Source organism: Streptomyces sp. NPDC004752 (assembly GCF_053601275.1).
This window is the reverse complement of record NZ_JBSGBN010000051.1, coordinates 46,500-64,200: the sequence shown is the minus strand read 5'-3', so window position 1 is coordinate 64,200 and position 17,701 is coordinate 46,500. Positions and strand designations below refer to the sequence as shown.

The following is a 17,701-nucleotide window of genomic DNA, read 5'->3' as shown; positions in this document are numbered from 1 at the left end:
GCTTCGCGACCTCCTCGCCGCACAGGGCGAGCAGCAGCCGGGCCGCGGCGGCGCCGACGCGCTGCACCTGCTGGTCGACGGTGCTGAGCCGGGGGTGCAGCCAGCGGCCGAGCGGCAGATTGTCGTAGCCGACCACCGACAGATCCCGCGGCACGCCGAGCCCGGCGCGCTGCGCGGTGCCGATGCCGCACACGGCCATGGAGTCGTTGGCGTACACGATCGCGGTGGGACGGCCCTCGGCGTCGAGGAGCGCCTCGGTGGCGCCGACCGCGGACCGCTCGGTGAAGTCGGTGTGCAGCACGGCGAACGGCCGCAGACCCGCCGCTCTCAGGGCCGACTCGAACGCCTGCCGGCGCAGCCGGGTGTGCTGCAGCTCCGGCGGGCCCGCCACATAGGCGATCCGTCGGTGGCCGAGGCCGACCAGGTGCTCCACGACCTCCCGGACCCCGGCGCCCTGCTGCCCGAGACCGACCCGCGGCACGCCGGTGGAGCCGTCCGGCGGGCCGAGCAGTACCGCGGGCAGGCCCAGCCGGGCCAGCAGGGCGGGCCGGGAGTCGTCGGCGCGCGCGTCGGTCAGCACGGCGCCGTCGACCCGCCCCTCCGCGGCGAACCGCTCGTAGAGGGCGTTCTCCTCGCGCGGATCGGTGACCAGATGCAGCAGCAGGCCGTAGCCGCGCGGCGCCAGTTCACCCTCTATGCCGGTGATCAGCTCACTGAAGTGCGGGTCGGCACCCAGCACATCGGTGGGCCGGCGCACGACCAGCGCGAGCGACCGGGTACGGGCGCTGCGCAGCGCCGCCGCGGAGGCGCTGGGGGACCAGCCCAGCTCCACGGCCGTGTCCAGGATGCGCCGCCGGGTGGCCTCCGACAGCCGGCCCTTGTCGTTGAACGCCTGCGAGACCGCGGCGGTCGACACCCCCGCCGCCGCGGCCACCGCCTTGATGGTGGGCCGACGGGCCGCCTTCCGCGCGGCCTCGTTCACAGCTTCACCGCCCCGCTGACCAGGGCCTGCTGCATCCGCTTCTGGAGCACCGTGTACACCACCCACACCGGTACGAGGGTGAGGACGGTGCCCGCGGTCAGCACCCCGTAGTCCGTGCCGGTGATCGACTTCAGCGTGGGCAGGGCGACCTGCACGGTGCGCTGCGCCGGGTCCGGGCCGATGATGACCAACGAGTACAGATACTCGTTCCAGAAGGTCAGGAAGTTCAGCAGCAGCACGGTCGCGATGCCGGGCAGACACATCGGTGTGTACACGTGCCGCAGCACCGCGTATGTCGACGCCCCGTCGATCCGGGCGGCCTCCTCCATCTCCCGCGGGACCGTCCGCATGAACTGCACGAGGATCACCACGGACAGCGGCATCGCCGTCGCCAGCAGGAACAGCACCATGAAGGTACGGGTGTGGAAGAGGCCGGTCGCCGCCGCCAGCAGGAAGGTGGGGAACAGGGCGGCGAAGGTCGGGATGAGGAATCCGAGCGAGAACACCTTCTCGATCACTCCGGCCGTCCGCCCCGTCGACCGGGCCAGCGCGAAGGCGGCGGGCACGGCAAGCAGCAGGGTCAGTACCAGCGAGAGGACCGTCACCAGGGCCGAGTTGGCGACGGCGAGCCCGAGGTCGGCGCTGCTGAACGCCGTGCTGAAGTTCCCGAAGGAGAACGACGAGGGCAGCGCGAAGGGGCGGCCGAAGATCTCGTCGTTGGTCTTGAACGCGGAGATGACGAAGTAGTACAGCGGTACGACGAGCAGCACCGCGTACGTCCACACGAGCAGATGGGCCGGGAGCCAGCGTTTGCCGAACTTCATGGGGCTGCTCCGATCAGTAGGTCTGCCGGAAGACGCGGCGGATGCCGAGGAGTCCGACGAGTCCGGCGAGGAAGAGGATGACGCCGACGGTCTGGCTGTAGCCGAGGTCCGCGGCGATGAACGCCTTCTGGTAGACGAGGAAGGACAGGGTGGTCGAGGAGGTGCCGGGACCGCCCTGCGTCAGCAGCAGCACATGCTGGGCGGAACCGAACAGCGTCCACAGGAACTGAAGCATCGTCACCACACCGACGTAGTCCCGGATCACCGGGAAGTGGATCGCCCACATGGTCCGCCAGTGCCCGGCGCCGTCCAGCTGCGCCGCCTCGCCCAGCTCGTCCGGCACGCTGCTCAGCCGCGCCGCGAACAGCACCGCCGTGAACCCGATCCCGCTCCAGACGTCCAGTGCGATCAGACAGGCCAGCGCCGTCGAGGGCGAGGCCAGCCAGGCATCCGTGAGCGAGTCCAGGCCCAGCCCGCTCAGGGCACCGTTGAGCAGCCCGTCCGGCGACAGCGCGGCGTAGAACACCATCGCCTTCGCCGGCGTCGAGATCAGGCCCGGGATGAACAGCAGATATCGGATGATCCGGTGGCCCGGCGGGCGCTGCGCCACGTAGTAGCCGAGCAGATACGCGCACGTGATCATCACGGGCAGGGCGACGGCCAGTTGTACGGCGGTGTTGCGCACCGCGTCCCAGAACACCGGGTCGTCCAGGACCGTGCGCACATTGCCGAGGCCCGCGAACGACACCGGTTGCAGCATGCCCGGCCAGTGCAGGGTCGCGATCACGAAGATGGCCAGCATCGGCCCGACCATGAACACCAGGTACCAGACCAGGGCCGGCACGGCGAGGATCGTGCCGCCCTGCCGCGGGCCGCCGCGGCCGGTGGCGGGGGAGGGCGGGGCGGTGCGGCGGGCCGCGGCGGTGCCCGATGGTGACGTCAGCGTCGTCATGCGAGGACTCCCGTGGACGGGGGCTTGGGGAACGGGGGAGCGGGTCGGCGGCTCATGCGGACCGGTACGCGGCTTCGAGCAGGGCGCGGACCTTGGCCGCGCCGGTGCCCCGCGTGAAGGAGGTGCTGGTGGCGGTGATCAGCGGCTGGGTGGCGGCGGGCGGCACATACACGTCGGGCAGCAGGACCTGACTGACGTCCCCGCCCAGCCGCTGTGCCGCGGCCACCAGCGGGAAGTCCGTGCTGACCGTGTCCGTGCGCAGGGCCATGTCCCGGCCGCTCTCCCTGACGAACCGGGAGACGGTGTCGGGGCGGTACATGAAGCGCAGGAACTTCTCGACGTGCCCGATCTTGCGCACGCCGTTCGGGCTGATCCAGAACCCGATGAGGGTGAAGGCCCGGATGACGGTCGGCCTGTCCTGCGCCGCGCCGGGGGCCAGCGGCCAGCCGCCCACCTCGGTGTGACGGGCCACCGGCTCGGGCACCTTGGCCAGCGCGGACGACATCGCCGACTGGATCGCCGCGCCCTGGGTGTTGAACTGTGTCGTCATCGAGTCGGAGGTCAGGCCCTGTGCCTTGTCCGCGAACACGCCGGCGTCGCGCAGCGCCACGAAGTAGTCGATGCCGTCGCGCACCGCACGGCCGCCGAAGTCCCCGGTCGCGTAGGCGTGCCGGGCCTCGTCCTCGGTGAGGTAGGTCTGGATGATCTGCGCGAGCAGTTTCTGCCCGGTCCAGTCGTTGCCGCCGACGGTGACGGGGGCGATGCCCTTGGCGCGCAGCTTGCGGGCGGCGGCGATGAGCTGGTCGCCCGTGGTGGGTACGGCGTCGACACCGGCCCGGTCCAGCAGCGCCCGGTTGTAGGCGACCGGCCAGTTGGTGGCGAAGTACGGGAAGGCCCGCAGCCGCCCGCGGGCGTCGGTCCACGCCCTGAGCGCGGTGGGCAGCACCCGGTCGCGCAGCCCCCACGCGTCGAGGTACGGGCCGACGTCGACCGTCGCGTCCACGTCCGTCCAGGCCAGCGTCTTGTCGTACAGGTTGACCATGACGACGTCGGCCTCCTTGCGGGCCAGCCGCGAGGTCTCGTAGACCTGGCCCAGGTCGTCGCCGTTGATCAGGTTCTTCACCTTCAGGCCCGGATTCTCCTTGCGGAACCGGTCCAGGGCGGACAGGTAGGTCGGGGAGCCCGGGGCCGTCGTACCCAGCTGGGTGTGGACGACCAGGGTGTCCGGGTCGGAGTCCGCCGCGGCCAGCGACGAGCAGCCGGAGAGGGCGGGCAGGGCGGCCGCGGCGAGGCCGGAACCGGCGGCGAGAAGGCCGCGCCGAGTCAGCGAGGAGCGCACAGCGGGATGTCTCCAACCAGACGGTTAATGATTGGTTAATCGATGTACCCCGGGAGGTGCGAGGACAGTAGGAGGCCCACCGCCCCAGGTCAACCCCTTGACACGGAGAACTTCGAGGGACCCGGAGCGGGCCGGGGCCTCGGCGGACACCGGCCCGCGCCCGCCGCCGGGCGGCCGTCCACGCGCGGACGTGCCGTCACGGGCCGCCCTACGATGACGGCATGGCTCTCGACCTGTTCGCCGGCATCCCCGTCAACGACTATGCGGCGGCGCTGGATTGGTACGAGCGGCTGCTCGGCTTCCCGCCGACGTTCGTGGCAGGCGACACCGAGTCGGTGTGGGAACTCGCCGAGCACCGGTATGTGTATGTCGAGCACCGGCCCGGCCGCGCGGGTCACGCCATGCACACCGTCTTCGTGGACGATTTCGACGCCCGGGTCGCCGGCATCGCCGAACGCGGACTGCGGCCCGTGCAGCGCACGACCTACGCCAATGGTGTGCGCAAGGCCATCTACCGCGATCCGGATGGAAACGAGATCGGATTCGGCGGCGCTCCGCCGGAGTGAACCGGCGTCGCCGTGGCCGATCACCTGCGGCGGGTGCGGGTGCGGGTGCGGGTGCGGGTGCGGATGGGGTGCGGGTTGGGGGCGTGTTCCGGTCGAGGCCGGGCGGTGGTGCGGGTGGGGGTCCTGCGGCGGATGTGAGGGGCGCGGTACGTGATGACGGCGCCGGGCGGCGTCGAGGTGGCGCGGCCATGGTGCTCCGGCGATCCGGGCCCGCGCCGGCAGCGCGAACGCCCCGAGGAACGGCTGTGCGCCGGGCGGTGGATGGCGGGTGGTGCCTGTGGGGCGTGCTGGTTCTGTCGGTATCCGGCCTCGGCCGCGGCACGGTGCCCAACCGTAAGGGATCCGGCGGCAGTTGTGGCCGTCGGGGCTCTACGCGCGGTGGTTCGATGACGCTGCTGTCGGTCGTTCGCAACCCGGAAGTGGCGGGTCGGCAGCCGTGTGCCACCTGGGCGTACTCCTCACCGGCGGCGGGAACCGGCCTGAGCGCGCGCCGAGCCCGCGCGGGATCCCGCCGCCCCGGCCCCGGGTGGGCGTGCGGGCCCCGTGAGCGGTGGTGGGTCAGTGACCGTGCCGTCGGACCAGGAGGTCGGCGACCACCGGCCGGTGGTCCGATGCCTCGGTCGCGACCTCGCGCGCGCCGGTGACGGTGACCTCGGGCGAGACGGTCACCAGGTCGATGCGGGAGACCGGGTCGATCGCCGGGTAGGTCTTGCCGCCGTTCGGCGCCGCGTCGGCCAGCGGACCCCACAGCTTCGCGAACTCGGGTGCGCCGGCGTCGGCGTTGAAGTCCCCGACGAGGACCTTCGGCCCGCGGTCCGCGGCGAGGATGCCGAGCATGTCGTCCACCTGGGCACGCCGGACCGAGGGGTCGGCCCGGTAGTCCAGGTGGGTCGAGTAGAAGTGCACGAGGGTGCCGCGGACCCGGACCGTCACCTCGGCGAAGCCGGGCGCGGGGGCGGGCACGGCGTCGGGGACCTGGGTGGAGAGCCGGGTGATCTCGTGGTTCTCGACGGCGGCCACCGGAAGCCGGCTGAGCACCGCGACCCCGAACTGCCGCCGCTCGGCGTTCTCCGCGGCGGGTGGCAGGTCGTAGATCGGGGCGAAGAAGACCCGCATGCCCAGCCGTTCGGCGAGTTCCCTCGCCTCGTCGGCGTAGCCGCTGCGGGCGCCCCAGTGCACATCGACCTCCTGGAGGCCGATCACGTCGGCGTGCAGATCGCGGAGCGCCGCCGCGGTGCGGTCGAGGTCGAAGACGTTGTCCTGCCCGGCTCCGGCGTGCATGTTGTACGTGGCCACGCGCAGCGGCACGGGACGCGCGGCCGACGCCGCGTCGGCCGGCCGGTCCGCCGAGGCGGCACCGGGCGATGCCGCGCCGAGTGCGGCGGCGGCGCCGAGCAGGGCGGCGATCAGGGCGCGGCGAGTGGACCGTCGGGTGCTGCGATTCACACAATCCTCCGGATCAGAGTGCGGTGGGCCCGCGGCGAACGAGGTGCGCGGTGCCCGGGGCGAGCGGGGTGAGTGTGCCCGGGAGGCGGCCGGCCGGGGCGCGGTCGGCCTGCCCGGTGCGGATCGCCCTCGCGGAGTTGGGGGAGCCCCTGGCGACCAGTCACCGTAGGCAGCGGCCGTGAACCCCGCGCTCCCACCCGATGACGGATCGCGGACAAGCGGACAACTGGATTCGGCGGTTCCCACCGACCGCCCCGGCCACCGCACGGTCATCGCCGCCGACGATGCTCGTGCCCACCAGGTCGTACCGCTCGGCGAAGGAGGCCCCGCTCGCTTCCATACGGAGGCTCCGTGATAGCCTCTAACTGATTCTTCGGTGTGTAGCGCTACGGCGTGGAGGGGCGGCAGGTCATGACGGAAACGGGCATGAAGACCCCGCGCGAGCGCTATCGCGCCCAGGTGCGCGAGGAGATCAAGGAGCGGGCGTGGGGGCAGATCGCCACGGCGGGCGCGTCCGCTCTCTCGCTCAATGCGATCGCCAAGCAGATGGGGATGAGCGGACCGGCGCTCTACCGCTACTTCGCCGGCCGTGACGAGCTGATCACCGAGCTGATCAGGGACGCGTACCGCAGCCTGGCCGACACCTTCGGCCAGGTCGCGCGGTCCGAGTCCGGCGCCGACCTGGCGGCGCTGGCGCACGCCCTGCGCGCCTGGGCCCTGGCCGACCCGCAGCGGTACTTCCTCATCTACGGCACTCCCGTGCCGGGCTATCACGCGCCCGACGACATCACCGCGATCGCCTCCGAGATCATGACGTTCCTGCTCGACGCCTGCGCCGAACTGCCCTGCGCGGGTCCGACGAGCCCGTTCGACCGTCACATCGAAGAGCACCGTCAATGGGCGGACGGCCATCCCGCCCCGTCGGCGGCCCTCCACCGGGCCCTGACCTTCTGGACCCGGCTGCACGGCCTGTTGTCCCTGGAACTCGCCGACCACTTCACCGGCATGCGCTTCGACCCCGCGCAACTCTTCGCCGCGGAACTGGACGATCTGCTGGCGCACTGACCCCACGGGCCCCCGGCGGCACCGGCCCCCGGTTCGTGAACTTGGTTGGCCCGCGAATGGACCGACAGGTCCCACGGGTCGGCTCCAGCATGCGGTGGGGCACGCTGCGGCTGAGGTCAGAGTGTCTTTCGCAGGGTTGTGAGCAGCGCCTCGGTCTGGCGCGCCGAGGCGGCCTGCGCGCCGAGGCGGTCCAGGGCCTCACGGTGGGCGACCACGTCCTCGGGCCGGTCGAGGCTGGCGGATCCGGTCAGACCGAAGCGCCAGACGATGTCCGGCAGTTCCCTGGCCTCGAACCGGAACAGATGAAAGGCACCGGCGTGCATCGCGGGATGCGGCCCGTTCTGGAACGGCATGATCTGCACGGTCACATGCGGCAGCCGGTTCACCTCGATCAGGCGGTCGACCTGGTCGCGCATGACGGCCGGCCCGCCCACCGGCCAACGGAAGACCGTCTCGTCCATGATCACCCACAGCCGCGGGGGTGCCTCGCGCGACAGGATCTCCTGTCGGCGCAGACACATCGCGACCTTCCGCTCGTTCGTCTGCTCCGACGCGTGTGGCGCGTCGGAGTGGGCGAGTGACCGGGCGTATTCCGCGGTCTGGAACAGCGGATGGACGAACTGCGCTTCATAGCCGCGGATTTGCTGGGCCGCCTGCTCCAGACTCAAGTACGAGGGCAGCCACTCCGGAAGGACGTCCCGGAACTCGTGCCACCAGCCGTGCCCATTGGCCTGGCGCACCGAAACCAGGAACTCGTCGATCTCCTGCTGGTCCGTCACACCGTAGGTGCGCAGCAGTTTCTCGGTCTCCGCGAGACGCAGCCGGGCCACCTTCGCCGCCTCCATGCGGCGAATCGTCGAGTGGCTCACCCCGATCGCGGCGCCGGCCTCCTCGAAACTCAGGCCGGCCCGGCAGCGCAACTCTTCCAACTGTTTTCCGAGGATCATCCGCAGCACGGAGGGCGCTCCGCCCCAGTCGGTTGCCGAGGTCATGCGATTCCCCTCACCAGGGACGTACTCCAAGAAATTCGATCACTCCATCTCCAGTAAAGCACGCCGTGTCATTTTGAAATGTGCAGATTGCTGGTTGCACAAATGATCCTGCGATGCGACGCTGGTGTGGTCACACATGACCGCCGACGGTCGGACCCGGCGAGAAACATCGCCGGCTTCGCGTCGAACCGACGCGATACCGATCCACCCGACCACGGCGCAGCCAGGCGAAGGGCGTACCGCGATGGCCTTGCTCCCTCTCCCGCATCCGGCCATGGGATGTGCGGCTCATGGGCCGGCCCCCCGTTCCGAGGAGTTCGGTCTGCCGTCCGGAGCGGCCTGCGTCGCGCAGGCCCGCTGTCTGGTCGGCACCCTGCTGGCCGGGTGGGGTCTGGTGGACGAGCCGGCCGACGACGCGATCCTGGTCCTGTCGGAACTCGTCACCAACGCCATCGCCCACTCCGGCGGCAGCCGGATCACCTGCCGGGTGCAGGTGCGCGGTGACCGGGTGCGGATCGAGGTGGAGGACGAGCGGCGCGGCGTGGGCGTTCCGGCGGTGCGCGAACCGGACGAGGACGACCAGGGCGGGCGCGGGCTGCTGCTGGTGAGCAGGCTCAGCGACGCCTGGGGGGTGGGGGAGGCGGCGGACGGCAAGGGCCGTGTCGTCTGGGCGGATCTGGGATGCGACGGGAACGGGGCACGGGGCTGAGCGGCGGCCGGAGCCCGCTCGGCGGCCCGTCGGTGCAACTCCGCCCGGTCCATAGGGCATCGGCCATGAGGAAGGCATCGGCTATGAGGACCGACGTCATCTTCCCGGCGTCGGCCCGGAGATCGCGGGTCGCCTTCGCACACCCGGGTGCGAGCGGTGGGCCGGACGTACGGTCGCGCTGCGCGCCGCGACCGCGCCCGCGATCCGGACGAGGCCGGGGCCGGGGCGGACCGGGCCCGTGCGTTCCTGCATGTGCGGCGGTGTGCCAGACTTCGGTGATCGCCAGTGATCACTGGTCCACCTGAGCGACGGAGTCCGTGATGACAACCGGCACCCCCGGCCCCCGCAAGATCGACACCAGCAAGGCGCACCCCGCGAGGGTCTACGACTGGCTGCTGGGCGGCAAGGACAACTACCCCGTGGACGAGGCGGTGGGGGAGAAGCTGCCGCCCGAGGCCCATGACGCCGCCCGGCAGAACCGTGAGTTCATGCACCGCGCGTCGGCCTGGCTCGCCGAGCAGGGTATCGACCAGTTCCTCGACATAGGCACCGGCATCCCCACGGAACCCAACCTGCACCAGATCGTCCAGCGGATCCTGCCGACTGCGAAGATCGTGTACACGGACAACGACCCGATCGTGCTGGCGCACGCCGAGGCATTGCTGGTCAGCCGTCCCGAGGGCGCCACCGACTACATCGAGGCGGACGTGCGCAGGCCCGAGGAGATCGTCGAACACGCGCGGGGCGTGCTCGACTTCGAGCGGCCCATCGCCATGTCACTGATCGCGCTGATGCATTTCGTCCCGGACGACCAGGACCCGTACGGCATCGTGCGCAATCTGCTCGACGCGCTCCCCTCGGGCAGTTACCTGGTCCTTTCGCATGCCGCCTCGGACCTCTTCGTGGAACAGGCCCGGCAGGTGACCGCCGAGTACGCCAAGGGCGGCATACGGCTCGGTTTCCGCACCCGCGCGGAGGTCGGCCGCTTCTTCGACGGCCTGGACCTCGTGGAGCCGGGCGTGGTGACGGCTCCGGAGTGGTTCAAGTCGACGCCGCCCGCCCCCGAGGGCAGCGGCATCTACACGGCCGTGGCGCGCATCCCCTGACCGGGGCGGCCGACCGAGAGGCGTAGCGAGCGATCAAGCGGGACCTGCGGACCGCCGGGGCATGACACCGGTGGTCCGCAGATCAGGAACGCGGCGCCTTCGCATATCTCAATCCCCGCGCATTCCCCAATCCCCGCGTTCCCCAGTCCCCGCTACCTTCCGACCGCGTACCCCTGCATCATGCGCGGATTCGCGGCCGCCGACAGGACGCCGGTCTCCGGATCCCGGGCCACCGCGCACAGCCGCCCCTCCGACCAGGCGTCACCGACCGTGACCCGGTGTCCGCGGCGTCGCAGCCCGGCCAACACGCGGTCACCGACCCGGGATTCCACGGTGATCGACCCCGGCTCCATGGTGCGTGGATAAAAGGAGGACGGAAAGGCGTCCGTGTGCCAATTCGGAGCGTCGATCGCACCCTGCAAGTCATAACCGCCGCGCACCTTTTCGCGCAGCGCCACGGCCAGGAAGAAATGCAGGCTCCACTGATCCTGTTGATCGCCGCCCGGAGTTCCGAAGGCGAGCACCGGCTCGCCGTCGCGCAGGGCGAGCGAGGGAGTCAGCGTGGTCCGCGGCCGGCGGCCGGGCGTCAGCGAGTTGGGCAGCCCGGGCGTCAGCCAGGTCATCTGCAGCCGGGTGCCCAGCGGGAAGCCCAGGCCCGGCACCACCGGATTGGACTGGAGCCAGCCGCCGCTCGGGGTGGCGGAGATCATGTTGCCCCAGCGGTCGACCACGTCGACATGACAGGTGTCGCCGCGGGTGGCGCCGTCCCGTCCCACGGTCGGCTCGCCCGCGCCCGCGCCCGCGCCCGCGCCCGCACCCGCGCCCGCGCCCGCACCCGCGCCCGCCGGGGTCCGGGGACCGGCGGCAGGCTCCGGCAGGCGAGGCATCCGGCCGTCGGGGCTGCCGGGGCGCAGCTCGTACGACGCTCGGCCGGTGTCGATCAGCGTCCGGCGGGCCGCGTTGTAGCCCGGGGACAGCAGTGTCCGCAGCGGCACGTCCGCCGTGCCCGCGGCGTCGCCGTACCACGCCTCCCGGTCGGCCATCGCCAGCTTGGTGCCTTCGACGAGGGTGTGGATGTACTCCGCCGTGCCGTGCTCCGGCTGACCGGCTCCGCTGCCGAATCCCTCGGGCAGCAGGGCGAGTTGCTGGAGGAGGACCGGACCCTGGCTCCACGGGCCCACCTTGGCCACCGTCCAGCCCTGCCAGTCGTGGGTGACCGGTTCCTCATAGGCGGCGGCGTAGTCGGCCAGGTCGTCACCCGACAGGGTTCCGGCGTGCCGCTCGCCCGAGGTGTCCATGACCGGGCGGGCGGCGAACTCGGCGAGCGACTCGGCGACGAAGCCCTCTCGCCACACCCGGCGCGCCGCCTCGATCTCGGCGTCCCTGCGGCCCGCCCCGGCACCGGCCGCGGCCCCCGCCTCCGCGATCAGCCGCCGCCAGGTCGCGGCGAGCGCGGGATTGCGCAACAGGGCGCCCGCGGCGGGGGACCTGCCGCCGGGCAGGTACAGCTCGGCGGAGGTCGGCCACTCGGTCTCGAACAGCGCGCGGACCGTCTCGACCGTCTCCCCGATGCGCTCCACCGCCGGGTGGCCGTGCTCGGCGTAGCCGATCGCGTACTTCAGGACATCGGCGAGCGACTTGGTCCCGTGGTCGCGCAGCAGCAGCATCCAGGCGTCGAACGCCCCCGGCACCGCGGCGGCGAGCGGCCCGGTGCCGGGTACCAGATCGAGGCCGAGCGAGCGGTAGTGGTCGAGGGTGGCGCCGGCCGGCGCCGGACCCTGCCCGCACAGGACCAACGGCGCGCGGCCCGCCGGTGCGAACACGATGGGCACCTCGCCCCCGGGGCCGTTGAGATGGGGCTCCACCACGTGCAGCACGAAGCCGGCCGCGACGGCGGCGTCGAACGCGTTGCCGTCGTCCTCCAGCACGGCCATGGCGGCGGCGGAGGCCAGCCAGTGGGTGGCGGACACCATGCCGTGTGTGCCCTGGAGCGTGGGGCGGGTGGTGAACATACCGCGAGTAAACCGGGTGGGCCGCGGGGTGTCCAAGACATCCCAGGACACAGGACACCCTCCCGATGGCGACGGCCATGGGCGGCGCGGTGGTTCGCCGCGCGCCGGAGAAGACCGAACGCGCCGGGTTCTCCGACGCCCTCAACCGCGCCGCCGACACTCCTCGGCCTATGGCCAGGAGCCGATCGTGAGCCTCGTCGCCGGGCCGCGGGAGCGGCACCCGAGAGTCACGGTCAGCGTCTCCTGCGCGGGTGCCGCCACCGAGGCGGTGGCGACGATGTCGCACGGGTGATGCACCCCGTACCGCACGCCGAGTACGGCTTCTCCGCCAGGCCGGCCGACGCCCTCGGCTCAGTCGAGGACCGCGACGGCCTCCACCTCGACCAGGTGCTCGGGCACGTCGAGCGCCGCCACGCCCAGCAGCGTGGCGGGCGGTACGGGGGTGACGCCGAGGCGCGCCGCCGCCCGGTCGATCCCCGCCAGCAGCAGCGGCATCTTGTCGGGGGTCCAGTCCACGACGTGCACGGTCAGCTTCGCCACGTCGTCGAAGGAGCCGCCGACCGCGGACAGGGCGGTGCCCACGTTGAGATAGCACTGCTCGACCTGGGCGGTGAGGTCGTCCTTGCCGACCGTGACGCCGTCCGCGTCCCAGGCGACCTGCCCGGCGACGAAGACCAGCTTCGAGCCCGACGCCACCGACACCTGCCGGTAGACGTCGATGTCCGGCAGCCCGCCGGGGTTGACGAGGGTGATGGCCATGCCGGCTGTCTCCTTGCGTCCTCGGAGCCCAAGGGCCCGCTTCCGTCGATCCAAGAGGCTCTCGCTCTCTTGTGGTTACTCGGAAACCGTAGGAGAGTGTTCGCTGACATGGAAGAACGCACTTTTCGGTGACTGGGGAACCTCATGGTGACCAAGCGGCCCACGGGCTCCGTCGACGACGCGGACCTCACCCGCGCCGACTCCCTGGCGCGGGAGATCTTCTCGGACGTCGCCAACAAGTGGGCGTTCCTGATCATCGAGTCCCTCGGTGAACGCACCCTGCGCTTCAGTGAGTTGCGGAACGAGATCGAGGGCATCAGCCACAAGATGCTCACCCAGAACCTGCGCATGCTGGAGCGCAACGGCCTGGTCGAGCGGACCGTACACCCCACCGTGCCGCCACGGGTCGAGTACACCCTCACCGGGCCGGGCCGGGGCCTCAGAGCGACGGTCGACGGCATGTGCGCCTGGACCCACCGGTACCTCGGCCACATCGAGGCATCCCGCGCCCGCTTCGACACCTGACGGCCCCCTCCGCACGGGCCGACCGTGATCGACCGGCGCCCAGCGTGACGGGCACGCACACCAGACAGCCCTCAAGTGGAGGATCACCGGTTTTGAGAGTCGCCAGATGACAGCCGCCCCCCATGTCGTCATCGGTCACGGGTGGCCGCGATGACGCGCCCGCACCGTCTCCCCGCGGCAGGCCCCGGCACCTCCGGCTCGCCCGAGGCGCTGGCCTTCACCGACCTGCACGCACGAGCCCTGGCCCTCGCCGGGGCCGGACGGCGGGCGATGCTGGGGATCGTCGGCGCACCGGGTTCCGGAAAGTCCACGCTGGCCTCCCGCTTGGCCGCCGCGCTCGGCCCGGACACGGCCGTCGTGGTGCCCATGGACGGGTTCCACCTGGCCAACAGCGAACTGGACCGGCTCGGCCGTCGGCAGCGCAAGGGCGCACCGGACACCTTCGACGCCGCGGGGTACGCGGCGCTGCTTCGCCGGCTGCGTGAGCCGACGGCGGAGTGCGTGTACGCCCCGCGGTTCCACCGTGAGTTGGAGGAGGCCGTCGCCGGCGCCGTCCCGGTCCCGGCCGAGACACCGCTGGTCATCACGGAGGGCAACTACCTGCTGCTCGACGACGGCCCCTGGGCGGGCGTCAGGGCGCTGCTCGACGAAGTGTGGTACGTCGCCATCGACGAGGAGACACGGCTGAACCGGCTCATCCAGCGGCATGTGGCGTACGGCAAACCCCTTGCGGAGGCCCGCGCGTGGTCGCTCGGCACCGACCAGCGCAACGCCGACCTCATCGCGGCCACGCTGAGCCGGGCCGACCTGGTCTTCTCGCCGCCGCCAGGCGAACCGGCCTCGAACGGCACCGGCCGGGACACCACCGTCGGGGCACCGCCCCCCGGCACCGGGCCCACGGCTGACTGAGCGTTGACTCGGTCGGCGGGCCGTCGGTACGGAGGACCACTGAACGGAGCGTCGAGCGGCCGGGGTTGTGCCACCGTGGGCCCTCGGCGCCGGCCCGGCCGCACCGCCCGCCCGGCCGGCCACGAGAGGAAGGTCAGCCGAGGCGGGTGCGGTCTTGGCCGGGCACGCGCCACGCGGTACGGTCTCTGCGATATCGACGACGGTACGACGGAAGCCGGTGGGAATCCGGCACGGTCGCGCCACTGTATGCGAGCGCCCCTGGCCGCTCGTGAGTCAGACCCGTGACCGTCGTCCTGTGCACCACCGAGATGGGACGCGAACTCCCAGAGGAGGTCCTGCCATGGCGCAGCATGTCGCCCGGCCGACAGCCACCACCCCCGTAGTTCCCGCCAAGTTGCCGCTGAAGGCGATAGCCCCCTGGGCGGTCTTCTTCGGCGTCCTGATGCTGGTCCTGCTCTACTTCGTCGGCGCCGAGCAGGGCGCCACCTCCGTGTTCAGCGGCACGGACGTCCACGAATGGGTGCACGACGCCCGACACCTGCTCGGCTTCCCCTGCCACTGACGCGAGGGGACACCGCACACCCATGAACTCCGCAACCGTACGCGGCCTTCTCGTCCGGGGCATGCTCGCCGGTCTCACGGCCGGCCTGCTCGCCCTGATCGTGGCCTACTTCCTCGGCGAGCCGAGCGTCGACAAGGCGATCGGCTTGGAGGACGCCCACGCCCACGCCCACGAACACGAGGTGGAGGTCGTCGCCCGCTCCTTGCAGTCCACCGCCGGCCTCGCCACCGGAGTCCTCGTCTACGGGGTCGCCTTCGGCGGCATCGCCGCGCTCGCCTACTGTTTCGCCCTCGGGCGCGTCGGCCGGTTCGGCCCTCGGGCGACCGCGCTGCTGCTGTCCGGCTGCGCGCTGCTCGCCGTGTATGTCGTGCCGTTCCTGAAGTACCCCGCCAACCCGCCGTCGGTCGGCGCAGCCGACACGATCGGCAAGCGGACCGCCCTGTACTTCCTGATGATGCTGCTCAGCGTGCTCCTCACGATCGCCGCCACCCTCCTCGGCAAGCGGCTCGCGTCCCGGCTGGGCACGTGGTACGCCACCGTCGTGGCGGTGGCCGCGTTCGTCGTCGTGATCGGCCTGGCGTACGCGTTCCTGCCGGTCGTCAATGAGGTGCCGACGGGCTTCCCGGCCGCCCTGCTGTGGCGGTTCCGGTTGTCCACCCTGGCCGTCCAGGCCGTCCTGTGGGCCGGATTCGGCCTGCTCTTCGGAGAGTTGGCCGAGCGGCTGCTGAACCCGAAGCCCGGGGCGGCCGCTACGGCGAAGGCGGTTCCGGCCGCGCGCTGAGGATCGCGCCCGCGCCGTGCGCTCGGCCCGCCAGGGCCTCGGAACCGTCCGGGGCCCTCCGGCGTCGGCAGCCGGCACGCAGCGGTGTCAGGCTGAGGCGCGCAGGTGCTGCCGCGCCCACTGCTCGAAGCCGGTGAGCGGGATACCGAGGGCCCGCGCGTATTCCGGGCGAGCCGGCTGACCGGTCTCGTTCATCCGGTCGTGCCCGGTGCCCATGGCGGGCATCCCTGCGGCGGTGGCCTCCTCCAGGGTCATGTCGGGGGCGGTCAGCTCCGTTCCCAGGACGCGGGAGAGCGTCTCGGCGATGTCGCTCATCGTCAGGTAGTCGCTGGCCAGTTCCAGTTCCACGCCGTCGAACCGCTCGGGTGCGGCGACGGCGGCGGCCGCCGCCCTGCCGATGTCGTCGACCGCCACGAGCGACAGCCACGTGCCCGGCTTCAGCAGGCTGACCAGACCGCCCTCGACGCCCCGGGGGAACAGGAACGCCTCGGAGGGCAGGAAGTTCTCCATGAAGAAGCCCGGCTTGATGAGCGTCCAGTGCTCGAAGCCCGCCGTACGGACGCGGTCCTGGATCCCGGCCTTCGTGGAGTAGTAGGGCTCCATCGCGGCCCAGCGGCCCTCCGCCCAGCCGGGGCTCTGCGTGTGCTGCCCGGCGCCCGACACGGACGTGTGTATGAACTGCGGCACGCCGGCGGCCAGCGCGCCCTCGATCAGATGGACGGCCTGCGCGAACTCGCCCTCGAAACCACGTCCGTTCAGGTCGGGCATCTGCACCGAGAAGACGGCGCGGGCCCCTTCGGCGGCCCGGATCACGGAGTCGCGGTCGTCGAGGTCACCGGTGACCAGCTCGGCGCCGAGCGCTTCGACGGCCTTCGCCCGGCCGGTTGCGGGGTCGCGGACCAGCGCGCGGACGGGAACGCCCGCCGCGAGCAGGGCCCGGGCGGTGGCGCCGCCCTGCCGGCCGGTGGCGCCGGCGACCAGGACGGGTGCGGGATCTGTAGGCACGATGCTTCTCCCATGCTGCCCATGAGTTAAACGGCGGGGCCCGCCGTTTCTTCTCGGCTAAGATACGGAGGGCCCCGCCACTTAGCAAACTCCGAGGTGACACCATGCCCGTCCAGCGTGCGGACGCCCGGCGCAACTACGCGCGCATCCTCGTGGTGGCCGAGGAGGAGGTTGCCGCGCACGGCGCCGACGCGTCCCTGGAGCAGATCGCCCGTACGGCCGGAGTCGGCTCGGCCACCGTCCGCCGGCACTTCCCCAATCGCAGCGCCCTCTTGCAGGCGGTCTTCCGGGAACGGATCGAGCACCTGTGCGCCCGCGCCCGTGACCTGGCCGGTGCCGTCGACAGCCGGGCCGCGCTGCTGGAGTGGCTGGCCGCCCTCACCGCGTACGCCGCATCCGCCCGGGGGATGGCGGCCGTACTCACCCAGGAGCCGGCGGGCGACTCGGACGCGGGGCACGTCGACGCCTGCTCGGCCAGGCTTACCGAGGCCGTCGACCCGCTGCTGCGCCGCGCCGCCCGAGACGGTGCCGTGGCACCGGGCGTGACCGTCGCCGACCTGGTCACGCTGGTCACCGGGATTGCCCTGGCCACGGAGCACCATCCGGACCCCGTCGGCGAGGCGGACCGGCTGCTGGCGCTGACCGTGGCGGGAGTCAGCCCGCAGCGGTGACGACAGGGGAAGCGGAAGCCATGGCGGACTGGAACCTGCGGGCGGCGTCGGTGTCGGACGTCGAGGCGGCGGCGGAGTTGCGCGCGGTCGTGCTGCGGGCGGACCTGGAACGGCTCGGACGCTACGACGCGCGGCGGGTACGGCAGCGGCTGCGCGACGCGTTCGACCCGGGGCACACCTGGGTCATCGAGGCGGGCGGCGCGTTCGCCGGCTGCGTGGCGCTGCGACCGGCCGCGGACGCCCACTGGCTTGAGCACTTCTACCTGGCCCCGCGCCTTCAGGGCCTCGGCATCGGCTCGGGCGTGCTGCGTGAACTCCTTGAGCGGTGCGACCGCGACGGTCTCCCGGCCCGGCTGAACGTCCTTCAGGGCAGCCCGGCCCGGCGGCTGTACGAGCGGCACGGGTTCACCGTCGAGACCGAGGACCCGGTGGACGTGTACATGGTGCGCAAGCCGCGCTGAGCAGGTCCGATGAAGCACGCTGCGGTTCGACAGCA

19 protein-coding genes are annotated in these 17,701 nt (G+C 71.9%); 10 read left to right on the top strand and 9 right to left on the bottom strand.

The features are described 5' to 3' along the window. From ACWEKM_RS22095 to ACWEKM_RS22080, 4 genes are all read right to left on the bottom strand, one after another. Positions 1-982 (bottom strand): LacI family DNA-binding transcriptional regulator (locus tag ACWEKM_RS22095; protein ID WP_451622891.1); only part of this gene is annotated, 982 nt, incomplete at its 3' end. Beyond that, positions 979-1,806: a carbohydrate ABC transporter permease gene (locus ACWEKM_RS22090; RefSeq protein WP_451622890.1), complete on the bottom strand. Its 828-nt coding sequence runs from the start codon at positions 1,804-1,806 to the stop codon at positions 979-981. The genes ACWEKM_RS22090 and ACWEKM_RS22095, both read right to left, overlap by 4 nt. Positions 1,807-1,819: 13 nt before the next feature. Then, positions 1,820-2,758, bottom strand: coding sequence for a carbohydrate ABC transporter permease (locus tag ACWEKM_RS22085; protein WP_451622889.1), 939 nt, complete (start codon positions 2,756-2,758; stop codon positions 1,820-1,822). 52 nt (positions 2,759-2,810) lie between these two features. Beyond that, on the bottom strand, positions 2,811-4,097 hold the full coding sequence (locus tag ACWEKM_RS22080) for an ABC transporter substrate-binding protein (RefSeq protein ID WP_451622888.1): 1,287 nt from the start codon (positions 4,095-4,097) through the stop codon (positions 2,811-2,813). A gap of 221 nt (positions 4,098-4,318) precedes the next feature. Between ACWEKM_RS22080 and ACWEKM_RS22075 the strand changes: the two genes are divergently transcribed. After that, on the top strand, positions 4,319-4,663 hold the full coding sequence (locus ACWEKM_RS22075; protein ID WP_451622887.1) for a VOC family protein: 345 nt from the start codon (positions 4,319-4,321) through the stop codon (positions 4,661-4,663). A 558-nt stretch (positions 4,664-5,221) separates the two neighbouring features. Here the strand turns inward: ACWEKM_RS22075 and ACWEKM_RS22070 are convergent. Then, positions 5,222-6,109: an endonuclease/exonuclease/phosphatase family protein gene (locus ACWEKM_RS22070; protein ID WP_451622886.1), complete on the bottom strand. Its 888-nt coding sequence runs from the start codon at positions 6,107-6,109 to the stop codon at positions 5,222-5,224. A gap of 411 nt (positions 6,110-6,520) precedes the next feature. Here ACWEKM_RS22070 and ACWEKM_RS22065 point away from each other — a divergent pair, with 411 nt between their 5' ends. Beyond that, positions 6,521-7,174, top strand: a complete 654-nt coding sequence (locus ACWEKM_RS22065) for a TetR/AcrR family transcriptional regulator (RefSeq protein ID WP_451622885.1) — start codon at positions 6,521-6,523, stop codon at positions 7,172-7,174. Between the two features lie 116 nt (positions 7,175-7,290). On the opposite strand, the gene ACWEKM_RS22060 is transcribed toward ACWEKM_RS22065, so the two are convergent. Beyond that, on the bottom strand, positions 7,291-8,166 hold the full coding sequence (locus tag ACWEKM_RS22060) for a helix-turn-helix domain-containing protein (RefSeq protein WP_451622884.1): 876 nt from the start codon (positions 8,164-8,166) through the stop codon (positions 7,291-7,293). Positions 8,167-8,410: 244 nt separating this feature from the next. Between ACWEKM_RS22060 and ACWEKM_RS22055 the strand changes: the two genes are divergently transcribed. Both ACWEKM_RS22055 and ACWEKM_RS22050 read left to right on the top strand, forming a co-directional pair. After that, positions 8,411-8,875 (top strand): ATP-binding protein, encoded by a 465-nt coding sequence (locus tag ACWEKM_RS22055; RefSeq protein WP_451622883.1) that lies wholly within the window; start codon positions 8,411-8,413, stop codon positions 8,873-8,875. A gap of 320 nt (positions 8,876-9,195) precedes the next feature. Continuing rightward, complete coding sequence (locus ACWEKM_RS22050; protein ID WP_451622882.1) at positions 9,196-9,981, top strand: SAM-dependent methyltransferase; 786 nt, start codon at positions 9,196-9,198, stop codon at positions 9,979-9,981. A gap of 152 nt (positions 9,982-10,133) precedes the next feature. Here ACWEKM_RS22050 and ACWEKM_RS22045 read toward each other — a convergent pair whose 3' ends face one another. Together ACWEKM_RS22045 and ACWEKM_RS22040 are read right to left on the bottom strand one after the other, a co-directional pair. Then, positions 10,134-11,993 carry a gamma-glutamyltransferase family protein gene (locus tag ACWEKM_RS22045; protein ID WP_451622881.1) on the bottom strand — a complete coding sequence of 620 codons (1,860 nt, stop codon included), beginning with the start codon at positions 11,991-11,993 and terminating at the stop codon, positions 10,134-10,136. 351 nt (positions 11,994-12,344) lie between these two features. Further along, positions 12,345-12,752, bottom strand: a complete 408-nt coding sequence (locus tag ACWEKM_RS22040) for a RidA family protein (protein ID WP_451622880.1) — start codon at positions 12,750-12,752, stop codon at positions 12,345-12,347. Between the two features lie 144 nt (positions 12,753-12,896). On the opposite strand from ACWEKM_RS22040, the gene ACWEKM_RS22035 reads away from it, so the two are divergent. The 4 genes from ACWEKM_RS22035 to ACWEKM_RS22020 all read left to right on the top strand — a co-directional run bounded on the left by ACWEKM_RS22035 (position 12,897) and on the right by ACWEKM_RS22020 (position 15,529). After that, positions 12,897-13,277: a winged helix-turn-helix transcriptional regulator gene (locus tag ACWEKM_RS22035; protein ID WP_451622879.1), complete on the top strand. Its 381-nt coding sequence runs from the start codon at positions 12,897-12,899 to the stop codon at positions 13,275-13,277. 150 nt (positions 13,278-13,427) lie between these two features. Further along, a complete protein-coding gene (locus tag ACWEKM_RS22030) occupies positions 13,428-14,186 on the top strand; it encodes a nucleoside/nucleotide kinase family protein (protein WP_451622878.1) in 759 nt (252 codons plus the stop codon). A gap of 340 nt (positions 14,187-14,526) precedes the next feature. After that, positions 14,527-14,748 (top strand): CbtB domain-containing protein, encoded by a 222-nt coding sequence (locus ACWEKM_RS22025; RefSeq protein WP_451622877.1) that lies wholly within the window; start codon positions 14,527-14,529, stop codon positions 14,746-14,748. A 22-nt stretch (positions 14,749-14,770) separates the two neighbouring features. After that, a complete protein-coding gene (locus ACWEKM_RS22020; RefSeq protein ID WP_451622876.1) occupies positions 14,771-15,529 on the top strand; it encodes a CbtA family protein in 759 nt (252 codons plus the stop codon). Positions 15,530-15,616: 87 nt separating this feature from the next. On the opposite strand, the gene ACWEKM_RS22015 is transcribed toward ACWEKM_RS22020, so the two are convergent. Continuing rightward, positions 15,617-16,534: an NmrA family NAD(P)-binding protein gene (locus ACWEKM_RS22015; protein WP_451622875.1), complete on the bottom strand. Its 918-nt coding sequence runs from the start codon at positions 16,532-16,534 to the stop codon at positions 15,617-15,619. Positions 16,535-16,638: 104 nt separating this feature from the next. On the opposite strand from ACWEKM_RS22015, the gene ACWEKM_RS22010 reads away from it, so the two are divergent. Together ACWEKM_RS22010 and ACWEKM_RS22005 are read left to right on the top strand one after the other, a co-directional pair. Then, entirely contained in the window at positions 16,639-17,205 is a 567-nt protein-coding gene (locus ACWEKM_RS22010; RefSeq protein ID WP_451622874.1) for a TetR/AcrR family transcriptional regulator, read from the top strand. A gap of 20 nt (positions 17,206-17,225) precedes the next feature. Then, a complete protein-coding gene (locus ACWEKM_RS22005; protein ID WP_451622873.1) occupies positions 17,226-17,666 on the top strand; it encodes a GNAT family N-acetyltransferase in 441 nt (146 codons plus the stop codon). Positions 17,667-17,701: the final 35 nt, after the last annotated feature.